This window comes from Halalkalibacter okhensis, assembly GCF_000787375.1.
Classification (GTDB): domain Bacteria; phylum Bacillota; class Bacilli; order Bacillales; family Bacillaceae_D; genus Halalkalibacter; species Halalkalibacter okhensis.
In genome coordinates this window covers 1-15,316 of sequence record NZ_JRJU01000012.1, presented here as the reverse complement: position 1 = coordinate 15,316, position 15,316 = coordinate 1, and the positions used below count along the sequence as shown (strand labels likewise).

General features: G+C 38.0%; 13 protein-coding genes. 8 read left to right on the top strand and 5 right to left on the bottom strand.

Annotated elements, in window-relative coordinates; genetic code table 11:
* Nucleotides 1-61 precede the first annotated feature (61 nt).
* From mnmE to rpmH, 5 genes are all read right to left on the bottom strand, one after another.
* Nucleotides 62-1,438 carry a tRNA uridine-5-carboxymethylaminomethyl(34) synthesis GTPase MnmE gene (mnmE, locus tag LQ50_RS10345; protein ID WP_034628886.1) on the bottom strand — a complete coding sequence of 459 codons (1,377 nt, stop codon included), beginning with the start codon at nt 1,436-1,438 and terminating at the stop codon, nt 62-64.
* 436 nt (nt 1,439-1,874) lie between these two features.
* The gene (gene jag, locus LQ50_RS10340) at nt 1,875-2,495 is read right to left on the bottom strand and encodes an RNA-binding cell elongation regulator Jag/EloR (protein WP_034628884.1); all 621 of its coding nucleotides are present in this window, start codon (nt 2,493-2,495) and stop codon (nt 1,875-1,877) included.
* Nucleotides 2,492-3,289 carry a YidC family membrane integrase SpoIIIJ gene (gene spoIIIJ / locus LQ50_RS10335; RefSeq protein WP_034628883.1) on the bottom strand — a complete coding sequence of 266 codons (798 nt, stop codon included), beginning with the start codon at nt 3,287-3,289 and terminating at the stop codon, nt 2,492-2,494. The genes jag and spoIIIJ overlap by 4 nt, the downstream gene beginning before the upstream one ends.
* Before the next feature lie 80 nt (nt 3,290-3,369).
* Nucleotides 3,370-3,723: a ribonuclease P protein component gene (gene rnpA / locus LQ50_RS10330; protein ID WP_034628882.1), complete on the bottom strand. Its 354-nt coding sequence runs from the start codon at nt 3,721-3,723 to the stop codon at nt 3,370-3,372.
* Between the two features lie 93 nt (nt 3,724-3,816).
* Nucleotides 3,817-3,954, bottom strand: coding sequence for a 50S ribosomal protein L34 (gene rpmH, locus LQ50_RS10325; protein ID WP_003323480.1), 138 nt, complete (start codon nt 3,952-3,954; stop codon nt 3,817-3,819).
* A 910-nt stretch (nt 3,955-4,864) separates the two neighbouring features.
* On the opposite strand from rpmH, the gene dnaA reads away from it, so the two are divergent.
* From dnaA to LQ50_RS10285, 8 genes are all read left to right on the top strand, one after another.
* Nucleotides 4,865-6,214, top strand: coding sequence for a chromosomal replication initiator protein DnaA (dnaA, locus tag LQ50_RS10320; RefSeq protein ID WP_034628879.1), 1,350 nt, complete (start codon nt 4,865-4,867; stop codon nt 6,212-6,214).
* Between the two features lie 186 nt (nt 6,215-6,400).
* Nucleotides 6,401-7,540, top strand: a complete 1,140-nt coding sequence (dnaN, locus tag LQ50_RS10315) for a DNA polymerase III subunit beta (RefSeq protein ID WP_034628878.1) — start codon at nt 6,401-6,403, stop codon at nt 7,538-7,540.
* Nucleotides 7,541-7,699: 159 nt separating this feature from the next.
* Nucleotides 7,700-7,915: a S4 domain-containing protein YaaA gene (gene yaaA / locus LQ50_RS10310; protein WP_034628876.1), complete on the top strand. Its 216-nt coding sequence runs from the start codon at nt 7,700-7,702 to the stop codon at nt 7,913-7,915.
* A 12-nt stretch (nt 7,916-7,927) separates the two neighbouring features.
* Nucleotides 7,928-9,037, top strand: coding sequence for a DNA replication/repair protein RecF (gene recF / locus LQ50_RS10305; RefSeq protein ID WP_034628874.1), 1,110 nt, complete (start codon nt 7,928-7,930; stop codon nt 9,035-9,037).
* A gap of 17 nt (nt 9,038-9,054) precedes the next feature.
* On the top strand, nt 9,055-9,342 hold the full coding sequence (gene remB, locus LQ50_RS10300) for an extracellular matrix regulator RemB (protein WP_034628872.1): 288 nt from the start codon (nt 9,055-9,057) through the stop codon (nt 9,340-9,342).
* Between the two features lie 129 nt (nt 9,343-9,471).
* Nucleotides 9,472-11,412: a DNA topoisomerase (ATP-hydrolyzing) subunit B gene (gene gyrB, locus LQ50_RS10295; RefSeq protein ID WP_034628870.1), complete on the top strand. Its 1,941-nt coding sequence runs from the start codon at nt 9,472-9,474 to the stop codon at nt 11,410-11,412.
* A 23-nt stretch (nt 11,413-11,435) separates the two neighbouring features.
* A complete protein-coding gene (gene gyrA, locus LQ50_RS10290) occupies nt 11,436-13,961 on the top strand; it encodes a DNA gyrase subunit A (protein WP_034628869.1) in 2,526 nt (841 codons plus the stop codon).
* 149 nt (nt 13,962-14,110) lie between these two features.
* A complete protein-coding gene (locus LQ50_RS10285) occupies nt 14,111-15,103 on the top strand; it encodes an HD-GYP domain-containing protein (protein ID WP_052144688.1) in 993 nt (330 codons plus the stop codon).
* Nucleotides 15,104-15,316: the final 213 nt, after the last annotated feature.

Sequence of the window (15,316 nt, the reverse complement as noted above, 5' to 3'; positions counted from 1 at the left end):
AGCATCTAGCCTTTAATGTAATTTGTCCATGATTAGGATGAATTCACCCTAATCCTGTGTTTTATTTCCCTAAACAGAACTGAGCGAAAAGCTGATCAATCAAACTTTCTTGGACACTGTCTCCAATGATTTCACCAAGCAACTCCCATGTTCTTGTAACATCTATTTGAACAAGATCAATCGGAACACCCATTTCAATTGCACCGACTGCATCTTCAATTGTTGATTTAGCCTGTTCGAGTAACGTTATATGCCTTGTATTAGATACATACGTAACGTCATCGCCTTCAATTTCACCTTCAAAAAATAAATCAGCAATAGCTTGTTCGAGCTGATCGACCCCTTCATCACGAAGAAGGGACGTCGTAACTAACGGACGATCTGCCGCTAGCTTCTTGACCTTGTTTAGATCGATCTTTTGCTCGACATCTGTTTTATTTACAATGACAATAACGTTCATTTTTTCTACAGCTTCAAACAGTGCTTCATCTTCTTGAGACAATTCCTCTCCATAGTTTAACACTAAAAGGATAAGATCTGCCTTCTTCAACACTTCTCTTGAACGTTCGACACCGATTCGTTCAACAATATCTTCTGTTTCGCGAATTCCCGCTGTATCCACAAGCCTTAGTGGAACCCCTTTTACATTAACATACTCTTCAATAATGTCCCTCGTTGTTCCTGCCACATCTGTTACAATCGCTTTATTTTCATGAACAAGGCTATTTAACAAGGAGGATTTCCCTACATTGGGACGACCAATAATGACGGTTGATAAACCCTCACGTAAAATTTTTCCTTGTTTAGCTGTTGTAAGTAGCTTATCAATTTCATTTATAACAAATGTAGCTTTTTCTTGAAGCATCTCATGCGTCATCGTCTCAGCATCATATTCAGGATAATCAATATTGACTTCAACATGAGCCACCGTCTCTAACAAAGCTTGGCGCAAGGTGCCAATTTTTTTCGATAACCGTCCGTCTACCTGTTTTAGGGCAACATTCATCGCACGATCTGTTTTCGCCCGAATCAAATCCATTACCCCTTCAGCTTGTGACAAATCAATTCTCCCATTTAAAAACGCTCGCTTCGTGAATTCCCCTGGTTCGGCTAGCCTTGCTCCATGCCTTAATGCCAATTGAAGAACTCGATTAACAGAAAGCACCCCCCCATGGCAATTGATTTCGACAACATCCTCACGAGTGAACGTTCTCGGTGCTCGCATTACAGAAACCATCGCTTCCTCTACCCGTTCGTTTGATGATGAATCAACAATATGCCCATATACGATTGTATGACTTGGAATAGCAGCAAGCGAATCTTTCCCACTATACAACTTATCAGCAATTTGTATGGCATCGTCACCACTCAATCTAACAATTCCAATAGCCCCTTCCCCTAGAGCCGTTGATATCGCCGCTATTGTATCAAATTCCATTACCTCTCACCTCTTTTGTCACGATCTTTCCTTAGTTTCTAGTATCGACTTAGATTCGATTTCATATAGCATTTATGAGCTGGTTCTTTCATTAATTTAAAAATTTTATTATAAAGGAGAAAACCAATCAATTAAAAGCGATCATTCTACTATTATACTCTCTAAAGAAAAATCCTCTATCATTAAGGAAGGCCACTGAAAAAGGTACGATTTTCACCTTTTTCAGTGGCCTTTAAGCAATGAGCGGAACCGTTGATTTCACTTAATCCTGCTAAGAGTGGGTTTCATAGGTGCAAACTTGCTTTGCACCGGCAGCCGACTTTAGGAGGCTCATGTTTCTCGTAGCAGGCACGCATCGTGTGGAGCCATTGCTGCTTCCTCGAATCTTCTAAAAGGACTTTTTTAGTACCTTCTCATTAAGGATAGAGGATTTTTTCTATTGAGGCTTAATGACAATATGTCGATTGGCCCCTTTTCCTTCTGATTCTGTTACAACACCTGAAACGGATTTAAGTCTTTCATGAACGATTTTACGCTCAAGGGCATTCATTGCCTCTAATGGACATGATTTCTGCGTATCTTTTGCTTTTTTTGCTACTCGAATCGCCAGTTGCTCAAGGGTTTGCTTCCGTCGTTCACGATAGTTTCCAATATCAAGTTCCAAGCGTCTGTATGATTGATCATGTCGATTACAAACAAGGTTCGTTAAATACTCGAGAGCTTCTAACGTCTGGCCTCGTTTCCCTATTAATCGACCTGCATCTTCAGAATTCGATAACTCAAACAAAATACGGTCTTTGGACTCTGTTTTATTAATGGTCGTTTCTTGCCCCATTAATCGAACAGTTTCCTCTAAGAAGCTTTGCGCTACTTCAACCGGATCAGGTAGAACATGGGCTTCAATTTTTGCAGGCTTCGAACCTATAATACCTAAAAAACCTTTTTGAGGCTCCTCTAAAATGCGGTATGAAAGTTTCTCTCTTGTTGTCTGCAACTCATTCATTGCATTAGCAATGGCCTCGTCAATTGTCTTCCCTAATACGGTTATATGCGTCACTTCTTTTTACCTCCCTTTTTTGCCTTATTCGGTTGTTTCGCAGTTGCATTGTCTTCTGCTTTTTTCCCGACGTTTGGCCCAGTGATAAAATAAGTTTGAGCGATCATAAAGATGTTTCCGACTACCCAATAAAGCGTTAATGCTGTTGGGAAGAAAATCGCAAATACGAAAATCATAATCGGCATGACATATAAAAGAATTCTCATTTGCGGGTTATCTTGGACCATCATCATTTTTTGTTGGATGAAAGTTGTAATCCCTGCAACAATTGGAAGAATAAAAATTGGATCTGGTGTTCCTAACTCAAACCATAAAAATGGTTGGTTCCCAATTTCACCCGTGCGCATAATCGCATGGTAAAAAGCAAGTAAAATCGGCATTTGGATAAACAATGGCAAACAACCTGCTAATGGATTGACACCATGTTCTTGGAACATCGCCATCATTTCTTGTTGTAATTTTTGTTGAGTCTTTTGATCTTTTGCACTATATTTTTCACGAAGCTTTTGCATTTCTGGTTGAATAGCTTGCATCGCTTTTGCACTTTTTGTTTGTTTAATCATTAAAGGCAAAATTAAAATACGTAACAAAATCGTGACAACAATAATGGAAAGACCATAACTTCCATTAAAAATATCTGCAAAATAAATGATTAACCATGATAAAGGATAAACCAAATATGAATCCCAAAAACCAGTACTATCTTTTGTAATTGGTTCTTCAATATTGAAACACCCTGTCATTAAAACAAGAAGTCCAATCATCATGGCAACCAAGCCAAATTTTTTCAGCACGAGTTCTCCTCCTTGTCCCTCTTTCAACATATATATGAAAAGCCTACTCTAACAGAATAAACTCACTTTAAAAGATTGCTCTATGTTTGCTTCACTTTCTTAAGTACTCTTGCCTTCCTTAATACATGCAGCAGGCTTTGTTCAACTTCGGCAAAACTCATGGAGGCAGCTGGCTTCCTAGCAATGACAACGTAGTCTGCATTACTTTCAATCAGTTCTTCTTTTAAACGAAACACTTCTCGAATATAGCGCTTTACTTGATTACGTGTGACAGCATTGCCAACTTTCTTACTAACAGATAATCCAAGTCTAAATGAACTTTGTCCTTCTTTAGGCAGTTTATATAGAACAAATTGCCGATTTGCAACGGATTGTCCATTTTTAAATACTTTTGAGAATTCTTCATTCGTTTTAACCCGTTGCTCTTTTCTCAAGAAATACACTCCTTAACAAATAAGAACTCTTTCATTCCTATCTACTAAATACGGATCTATAACAGAAGAAAAAGACCACTGACATTCAGTGGCCTATGCAGATAAGACTTTTCTTCCCTTACGACGACGACGAGCTAATACTTTACGGCCATTTTTTGTGCTCATACGTGCACGGAAACCGTGTACCTTTTTACGCTTACGGTTATTCGGTTGGAATGTTGGTTTTCCCATTTATTACACCTCCCTGAGGATTAACTATATCTTAAAGACATTCTTGTAAATTATAAGGAAGGACCAGGTGCTTTGTCAAGAGCAAGAACAAAAAGGACGGTCTTCCCTTTTTGTTCTTGCTCTTAGCGGTGTGCGGAGCCGTTGCTTTGTTTTTAGCCTAAAGGAGTGCTCTTCTCCTTTAGGCGTGCAACGCGCGGAGCCACCGCAATCCATGTTTACTCCCTCAACAAAAAGGACGGTCTTAACTTCTTTCACAATTTCCATCATCATTCTTCTTTATTCTCTATTCGACAAAAACACACTCGTTTTTGCCACACACTCATTCAGCCATGTATCTTGCTCTCTTTCAACTACTTATCCCTACACCACAGTTCATCATTAATAAAAATTTGAACAAGAACACATAATAACCATCTTTCCATCATACCTTATTAATAAACCCTAGTTTCTTGATCACACTTGTACAATAACCTCCCATACACCCCTGTGGATAAACACCTTCTGACATTTTTCGACTTCTCCATGAATTTATCGACAAGTTACACACATATCTTGTGCTGTGGATAAAAAACAAACACAAGATGCTGTGTTATGTGGATAAATACAACAAACCATTGCGGTTAAAGTATTTTTTTGCTATGATTGAATTGTTTTCACTCGTGGACAAGTAAATTACGCTTTTTATTGTCCACAGCCTGTGGGTAACATTGTGGACATTTATTCTTTCTTGTTAGTTCACTTGTCCACAAACTGTTTAGAACTAGTAATTTGACGCTTTTCTACTATATTATAATTTTTACACATTTACGTGTGAATGTATATTTATTCGACCGCATCCACCAACTTGTACAAAAGTTCGACAAGTTGGTGGTCGTTCGTTCGTTATTCAGAAAAGAAGGAGGGGGAACTTTTGGAGAACATCCATGACCTATGGGAACAGGCGCTTGCTGAAATTGAGAAAAAAGTGAGTAAACCTAGTTTTGAAACATGGCTGAAAGCTACGAAAGCTAACGACATTCAAAATGAAATGATCATCATCACAGCGCCAAACGAGTTTGCACGTGACTGGCTCGAAGATCACTATGCAGAGTTAACCTCTGATACGATTGAACAAATAACAGGCACACGTCTTAAACCTAAATTTGTCATTCCTCAACATGAAATGGAAGATGATTTTATCCCAGAACCGATGCCAAAAAAGCAAACTAAGCAAGAAGCCAATAATGCTAATACATCAAAAACGATGTTAAACGATAAATATATGTTTGATACATTCGTGATTGGGTCTGGAAACCGTTTTGCGCACGCAGCTTCACTCGCCGTGGCAGAAGCTCCAGCAAAAGCATACAATCCACTTTTTATCTATGGTGGTGTAGGACTTGGAAAAACCCACTTAATGCATGCAATTGGGCATTACGTCATGGATCATAACCCGAATGCAAAAGTGGTTTATTTGTCATCTGAAAAATTCACAAATGAATTCATTAACTCGATTCGTGATAACAAGGCTGTCAATTTCCGAAATAAATATCGTAATGTAGATGTCCTTCTTATTGATGATATTCAATTCCTAGCTGGAAAAGAACAAACACAAGAGGAATTTTTCCATACATTTAATGCTTTGCATGAAGAATCGAAACAAATCGTCATTTCAAGCGATCGACCCCCAAAGGAAATTCCGACTTTAGAGGACAGATTGCGATCGCGGTTTGAATGGGGCTTGATTACGGATATTACACCTCCAGATCTTGAAACGAGAATTGCTATCTTACGGAAAAAGGCTAAAGCTGAAAACCTGGATATTCCTAATGAAGTTATGCTTTATATCGCCAATCAAATAGATACAAATATTAGAGAGCTTGAAGGGGCTTTAATCCGCGTCGTTGCTTATTCTTCACTTATTAATCAAGATATGAATGCAGATTTAGCAGCAGAAGCACTAAAGGATATTATTCCAAACTCCAAACCAAAAGTATTAACCATTACAGATATCCAAAAGCTTGTTGGGGAGCATTACCATGTGAAATTAGAAGATTTCAAAGCCAAAAAACGAACGAAATCTGTCGCTTTCCCACGGCAAATTGCCATGTATCTATCGAGGGAATTAACAGATGCTTCGTTGCCTAAAATCGGTAGTGAATTCGGAGGACGGGATCATACAACCGTCATCCACGCACACGAAAAGATTTCTACATTGCTTGCTAGCGATCAAGAATTGCAAGAGAAAATTCAAGAGTTAATGGATTTATTGAGAAACTAAAAAGGATTAGAAATCATAGACTCTGTGAACACTGTGAATAAAGAGAACCAGCCTATTAACACGTTATTAACATGTGGACAGGCTGGTATTTTACTTCAATTTTGAGTTATCCACAAATTCACAGGCCCTATTACTATTATTATTATTCTTTTAAAAACATAAATATATTAATTAAGGAGTTTTGATATGCGTTTTTCTATTAATCGTGATCGCTTTGTTCATGATGTTCAAAATGTAGCAAAAGCTGTTTCTTCACGAACAACCATCCCTATATTAACTGGAATAAAAATTGTAGCTGGTCATGAAGGTTTAACCCTTACTGGTAGTGATTCAGATGTCTCGATAGAGGTGTTTATTCCTAAAGAAGAAGAAGGATCTGAAATTGTCCAAATTGAAGAAAAAGGAAGCATTGTCTTACAAGCTCGTTTCTTCGCTGAAATTGTCAAAAAGCTACCTGGTGAAAGTGTAGAATTAATTGTTCAAGATCAATTTGCAACAACGATTCGTTCAGGTTCATCTGTATTCAACTTAAATGGACTTGACCCAGAGGAATATCCGAGGTTGCCGCAGCTTGAAGAAGATCTATTGTTCCGTCTACCGCAAGATATGCTTAAGAACATGATTCGACAAACCGTTTTCGCTGTGTCCACTCAGGAAACACGCCCGGTGTTGACAGGTGTAAACTTAGAGACGGAAGAAGGTGAGTTGATCTGTACTGCAACAGATAGTCACCGATTGGCAATGAGAAAAGCGACCATTGAAAAGAATGATGAAACATTATCATTTTCAAATGTTGTTATTCCTGGCAAAAGCTTAAATGAGTTAAGTAAAATTATTGATGACACAAATGAATTAATTGATGTCGTTGTTACAGAAAATCAAATTTTATTCAAATTAAAAAACCTATTGTTTTTCTCAAGGCTGCTTGAAGGGAAATATCCAGTTACAAAAAGCATGATTCCAACACAATCAAAAACATCACTAAAATTAAAAACAAAACCGTTTTTGCAAACTTTAGAACGGGCGCTCTTACTTTCTAGAGAAGGAAAGAATAACGTGATTAATCTAAAAACGTTAGACGGTGGGAATGTTGAAATTACATCGATTTCTCCTGAGGTAGGAAAAGTAACAGAGAATATTGAAACCCAAATGCAAGGCGAAGAAATGCGAATCTCGTTTAATGGGAAAAATATTATTGATGCCCTAAAAGTAATCGATAGTGAAGAAGTAAATATTACATTCACTGGTGCTATGAGCCCATTTGTTATTCGTCCTATTGAACACGACCACTATTTACACCTCTTTTCACCAGTCCGCACATATTAATCTTGAAGAGGGATTGGCAAAAATCCCGCACGTTTAGTACAATAAAAGAAGACCAATCAAATGAACGAGAAAAAGACAGCAACTCATGTATGATTTGCTGTCTTCAATTTGCTACACGACTAGCTAAGAACGATCTTAATTACAGAAAGAGTGATAAATATGGATTCAATCGTCATTTCAACAGCTTACATAACATTAGGGCAGATGCTGAAGGAAGCGGGAATCATTGATACAGGTGGTATGGCTAAATGGTATCTTTCTGAGTATGTTGTCTTTGTGAACGATGAGGAAGAAAATCGCCGTGGGAAGAAACTAGTACCAGGTGATACGGTCACACTTGAAGATGGAACGAAATTTCAAATTGTCGCTCAATAGGGGGAATCGCTTTTGTACTTAAAGCAGCTTACTCTCAGACAATTCCGCAATTACAAAAAGATAGAACTATCGTTTCATAAACAAGTGAATGTCTTTCTAGGTGAAAATGCACAAGGCAAAACAAATATACTTGAATCCATCTTTGTATTAGCACTTGCTAAATCTCATCGAACGTCTAAAGATAAAGAGCTAATCGGGTGGGGCGAGGAATTTGCAAGAATTCAAGGAGAGATTGCTAAGAAATCAAGCTCATTGGATATTGAACTAATCCTTTCTATCAAGGGTAAAAAAGGAAAAATCAATGGTCTTGAACAAAAAAAATTAAGTGAATATGTTGGTGCAGCAAATGTCGTCATGTTTGCACCTGAAGATTTAAACCTAGTCAAAGGGAGCCCACAAGTACGTAGAAGGTTTCTTGATATGGAATTAGGTCAAATTAGCCGTGTTTATTTACACCACTTAGGGATGTATCAAAAAGTACTCAAGCAGCGCAACCATTTATTGAAAACCTTGCAATTTGGTAAAGGTTCAAAAGAAATGTTAGACATCTTAACCGATCAAATGGTTGTGTTAGCTGCAGAAGTGACGATAAGAAGGTATGGATTTATTAAGCGTCTGCAAACATGGGCCGAGCAAATCCATCATGATGTAAGTAGAGGAAAAGAGAAGTTAGAGATTCGTTATGTCTCATCAGCTGACGTATCAGAAGACAGGAATTTGTCGAAAATAAAGGAAGGATACTATCAAACATATAAGGAGCTGCGCGAACGGGAAATTCAACGGGGGATTACGTTGTTTGGTCCTCATCGTGATGACCTTGCGTTTTCTATTAATGAGCGAGATGTCCAAACTTATGGTTCACAAGGTCAACAACGAACAACAGCGCTTGCCCTTAAATTAGCCGAAATCGAATTGATTTATTCAGAGATTGGTGAATATCCTATTCTTCTTTTGGATGATGTGTTATCTGAATTAGATGATTATAGACAGTCGCATCTTCTTAAAACGATTCAAGGTCGTGTCCAAACGTTTGTTACGACAACAAATGTAAGCGGGATTGATGAACAAACATTGAATCAAGCAGCCATTTTCCATGTATCAGAAGGAACGATCACTACGTAAATGAGGCGGTGACACAATTGTTTATCCACTTAGGCGGAGATGTCATAATTAGATCTAAAGATATTATTGCTATTTTAAATTGTGATGTAAAAGAACAATCACAGGTTACTAGTACGTATCTAAAAGAAGAAGAAAAAAGAAAAAAGAAAATTGTCATTTCAAGTGACTATATTAAGTCGATCGTTCTAACAAATGAAGAAGTATATTATTCCCCTGTATCGTCATTAACTCTAAATCGTAGAGCGCAAGGGAAGGCAATAATGGATCTTCACCATGAACATGATGAAGAGAACGAGACGTCATAGATTTTCATTGATTCGAATGTTAAAATAGAGTGTTCATATAAAAATAAAGAATGGCTTTACTATTGGTATAAGTCATTGCTTGTGAGGATAAGCAACGAATGTAGATCCTCTTTAGATCGATAATGAAGAATGAAGGTGAACAAAGTGACGAATGAACAACATTCAACACAACAGTCTTATGATGAGAGTCAAATACAAGTTTTAGAGGGCTTAGAAGCTGTTCGTAAACGCCCAGGGATGTATATTGGTTCGACTAGTGCACGTGGATTACACCATCTTGTATGGGAAATTGTCGATAATAGTATCGATGAAGCAATGGCTGGTTACTGCGATACGATTAAAATAACCATTGAAGAAGATAATAGCATTACTGTAGAGGATAACGGTCGTGGGATCCCTGTTGGTATTCACGAAAAGATGGGACGTCCAGCTGTTGAAGTGATTATGACGGTTCTACATGCTGGAGGAAAATTTGGCGGTGGCGGGTACAAAGTATCCGGTGGATTGCACGGTGTAGGTGCCTCTGTTGTAAATGCTCTTTCAACGATCCTAGAAGTTAATGTCCACCGTGAAGGGAAAATTCATTATCAAAAATATGAAAAAGGTGTTCCAGCTGCTGATTTAGAAGTGATCGGAGAAACAGAAAAAAGAGGAACCGTCATTCACTTCAAACCAGATGCTGAAATTTTCCAAGAAACAACCACTTATGACTTTGATACACTCGCTACACGTTTACGTGAATTAGCATTTTTAAATAAAGGTTTAACGATTATTATTGAGGACAAACGTGAGGACGGGAAAGAAGCAGAATACCACTATGAAGGTGGAATTGCTTCCTTTGTTGAACATTTAAATCGTTCAAAAGAGGTATTGCATGAAGAGCCAATCCATATCGAAAGTGAAAAGGATGGCCTAAATGTGGAGGTAGCAGTTCAATACAATGATAGCTACACAAGCAATATTTATTCGTTTGCTAATAACATTAATACACATGAAGGCGGAACTCATGAATCTGGATTTAAAACAGGTTTAACGCGTGTGATTAATGACTATGCCAGAAAAAATAATCTCTTTAAAGAAACGGATCCTAATTTAACAGGTGATGATGTCCGTGAAGGCTTGACAGCGATCATCTCTGTTAAAATCCCTGACCCACAATTTGAAGGACAGACGAAAACAAAGTTAGGGAACAGTGAAGCAAGAACGATTACAGATTCCCTATTCAGTGAACATTTTTCCCGTTTTCTGATTGAAAATCCACAAGTAGGTAGGAAAATTGTTGAGAAGGGCTTAATGGCTTCAAGGGCTAGAGAAGCTGCTAAGAAAGCTCGTGAATTAACAAGGAGAAAAAGCGCTCTAGAGGTTAGCTCTCTTCCAGGGAAGCTCGCTGACTGTTCATCCAAAGATGCCTCAATTAGTGAAATTTACATCGTTGAGGGTGACTCTGCTGGTGGATCAGCAAAGCAAGGTCGTGATCGTCACTTTCAAGCTATTTTACCTCTAAGAGGAAAAATTATTAATGTGGAAAAAGCGAGATTAGATAAGATCCTTGCTAATAACGAGATCCGAGCAATGATCACTGCTTTTGGGACAGGCATTGGCGATGATTTCGATATTGAAAAGGCTCGTTATCACAAAATCATTATTATGACCGATGCTGACGTTGATGGTGCTCATATTCGTACGTTAATATTGACGTTCTTCTATCGCTATATGCGACCATTAATTGAAAATGGCTATGTTTATATTGCGCAACCACCTCTTTATCAGATTAAGCAAGGTAAAGAAGTGAGTTATGTTTATACAGATAAGGAATTAGAAGAAGCGCTAAAAGAAATTCCAAACAAAGATAAATTAGGTATTCAGCGTTATAAGGGGTTAGGTGAGATGAACCCGACGCAACTTTGGGAAACGACGATGGATCCAGAGCATCGTACAGTGCTTCAAGTAACATTAGAAGATGCAATGAAAGCTGATGAAATATTTGAAATTTTAATGGGTGACCGTGTAGAACCGCGCCGTGATTTTATTCAAGAAAACGCGCAGTATGTGCAAAATCTTGATATATAGGCTTGAAGATGGAGGTTTAAGTAATGGCTGAGCAAGATCAATCTAGAGTGTTAGAAAGAAATATAAGTCAGGAAATGAAAGCGTCCTTTATGGATTATGCGATGAGCGTTATCGTCAGCCGTGCCCTTCCTGATGTTCGTGACGGGTTGAAACCAGTACATCGTCGTATTTTATTTGCAATGAATGAATTAGGGATTACTTCTGATAAAGCTTATAAAAAGTCTGCGCGTATTGTTGGTGAAGTAATTGGTAAGTACCATCCACATGGTGACTCTGCGGTTTATGAAACGATGGTTCGTATGGCTCAAGACTTCAGCTTCCGTTATATGTTAGTTGATGGGCACGGAAACTTTGGATCTGTTGATGGGGATTCGGCAGCTGCGATGCGTTACACAGAGGCAAAGATGTCCAAGATCTCGATGGAACTTGTCCGTGATATTAATAAAGATACGATAGATTACCAAGATAACTATGACGGTAGTGAACGCGAACCAATTGTTCTTCCTGCGAGATTTCCTAATCTGTTAGTCAATGGTGCATCTGGTATAGCTGTAGGGATGGCGACGAATATTCCACCCCACCAGTTAGGGGAAGTTATTGACGGCGTATTGGCCCTGTCGAAGGACCGTGAGATCAGTATCCCTGAGTTAATGGAATATATTCCTGGTCCAGATTTTCCAACCGGGGCTGAGATTTTAGGCCGCTCAGGTATTCGTAAAGCTTATCAAACAGGTAGAGGATCTATTACCCTGCGTGCAAAATCTAGTATTGAAGAGCATAATGGCAAACCGCGAATTATATTTACTGAGATTCCATATCAAGTGAATAAAGCTCGCTTAATAGAAAAGATAGCTGAACTAGTTCGTGACAAGAAAATTGAGGGCATAACGGATTTACGTGATGAATCAGACCGTACAGGAATGCGGATTGTCATAGAATTAAGACGTGATGTAAATGCTAATGTTTTATTAAATAATCTATATAAACAAACAGCACTTCAATCAAGCTTTGGTATTAACCTTTTAGCTTTAGTAGGTGGACAACCAAAAGTCCTAAACTTAAAGCAATGTCTTGAACATTATTTAGATCATCAAATTGAAGTGATTCGTCGTCGTACGGCTTTTGAACTTCGTAAAGCAGAAGCGCGTGCTCATATTCTAGAAGGGTTACGTGTTGCACTTGATCATCTTGATGAAGTCATTAGCTTAATTCGTGCATCGCAAACAACGGAAATAGCTAGAAATGGGTTAATGGAACGCTTTGAACTTAGCTATGAGCAAGCCCAAGCGATTTTAGATATGCGTCTTCAGCGTCTAACGGGGTTAGAACGCGATAAAATTGAAGGTGAGTATCAAGACTTAGTTGCTCGTATTGCTGAATTAAAAGCAATTCTAGCCGACGAAGAGAAGGTACTAGAAATCATTCGTGAAGAGCTTACGGAAGTAAAGGATAAGTTTAATGATGAGCGTCGTACTGTTATTTCAATGAGTGAGGATAGTCTTGAAGATGAAGACCTCATTCCACGTTCAAATATCGCTATTACGATTTCTCACAATGGTTATATTAAACGACTTCCGATTTCCACCTATCGTAATCAAAGGCGTGGTGGAAAAGGAATTCAAGCAATGGGAACAAATGATAATGATTTTGTTCAGCATTTGTTTACAACGAGTTCTCACCATACAATTCTTTTCTTTACCAACAAAGGTAAAGTGTATCGTTTAAAAGGGTATGAAATCCCAGAGCTAGGACGAACTGCTAAGGGAATTCCTATTATTAATCTTTTACAAATAGAGCAAGGTGAGTACATTAGTACGGTCATTCCTATTGAGGAATTTACAGAGGATGCTTACTTATTCTTCTTAACAAAATATGGGGTTGCCAAACGAACTGAATTGTCTTCTTTTGCTAACATTAGAAAAGGTGGATTGTTCGCTATTAACCTTAGAGAAGAGGATGAGCTTCATGGTGTCCGCTTAACGGATGGCAGGCAGGAATTAATCATCGGTACGAAACAAGGGATGTCCATTAGATTCCCTGAAAATGATGTTCGTTTAATGGGGAGAACCGCAGCTGGGGTAAAAGGAATTTCCTTATCTGAAGATGATCATGTTGTTGGAATGGACATTATTGAAGAGGGTCATGAAGTCTTGATCGTAACAGAGAAGGGTTACGGAAAAAGAACACCGATTGAGGAGTACCGCATTCAAAACCGTGGTGGTAAAGGAATTAAAACTTGTAATATTACCGAGAGAAACGGAACGCTTGTATCTTTGAAAGTTGTTTCATCTGAACATGATATTATGATTATTACGGCTAGTGGTGTCATTATCCGAATGAATGTTGATGGAATCTCAACAACAGGTCGTAATACGCAAGGGGTCACGTTAATCAGAGTGAATGAAGGCGAAGAAGTAGCTACAGTAGCTAGAGTTGACATTGACGATGAGGACGTAGAGGAAGATATTGAAGCATCTGAGTTAGATGACAGAAGTGTAGAAGAAGAACAAGAAAGCGCCACTGAAACAAAAGATACAGAGGAAGAATAATAAAAAGTGAGGCTGTTAGGGGGAAACCTTAGCAGTCTTTTTTTTAAACTGGATTTGTCCTTACGTAATCAATGGTGAAAATTTCCTTTTACTAGTTCTTTGTGTCACGTATAATATTACTAGATACGCAGCGAAAAGAGGGTGCTGACATGAAGGTGAAACTAAATCAATTGAAGAAAGATTGTATTCTACTGAAGGATGTAATGGGATTAACGGACTTACCAATAGTTAAAAAAAATACAGTGCTAACAGAAGATCATATTGAGCTACTTAAAATGTTTCTAATAGAGTCGGTAGAGGTAGAGTCATTACTTACCAATGGTGAGCCTTTTAAACCAGTAACCGTAGAAGAGGAAGAATCGGAGGTAATTGAAACTTTACCTGAAGAAATTACGAATGTGTTGTTTACTCATCAATATTTAGAGGCGATAAAGCAATACAAACAGCTCTTTTTAAACTGGCAGGCTGGTGAAAAAGTACAGATGGTTAAAATAAGAGAGATTTTTATTCCTCTTTTTGAAAGAATCATTGATGAGCCAGAAAATCTACTTAAGCTTCATCATTTTAGCAACAAAGAAGATTATTTTTTTCATCATAGCGTGTATGTTGGGATCCTCTCTGTTTACCTTGGGTATAAGTTGCGATACTCAAAGGGAGAATATTTACAAATTGGTTTTAGTGGAGTACTGGCTGATACCGGAATGGCCAAAATATCACCAACCATATTAAAAAAACCAGGGCCCCTCACTTCAATTGAGTTTGAGGAAATAAAAAAACATCCTATTCATAGCTATAAAATGTTAAAAGGTGTAACGGGCATTTCTGATTTAGTCCTGTTAGCGGTGTTGCAACACCATGAGAGGCCTGATGAAAGTGGATACCCCCTAGGAGCGGGTGCTAAAAAGCTACACATGTTTAGTAAAGTAATTGCTGTTGCCGATGTGTATCATGCAATGACATCAGAACGTTTCTATCGCTCGAAGAGATCTCCATTCCAAGTATTAGAAGAAATTTCGAAAGAGCAATTTGGTAAATTTGATATTAAGGTTGTGCAAACATTAATCCAAAGTTTGGTTACTATATCAGTTGGTAGTCTGGTTCGGTTAAACAATGGAGAGGATGCAGAGATCGTTTTTTTTTGAAAAAGAAACATCAACAAGACCTATGGTGAAGCTCATTTCAAGTGGAGAGATTCTTCAATTAACAAAAGAGCCATCATTATTTATTGAAGAAATTAAAAGAATATAAAATAATAGTTGCATAGTTATTTGAAATTGTGGTATATTATTTCTTGTCGCCAAAACGACTTGAAAAAAACAAACAAAAAACAATTTGACATTACATTTTGATTTTGT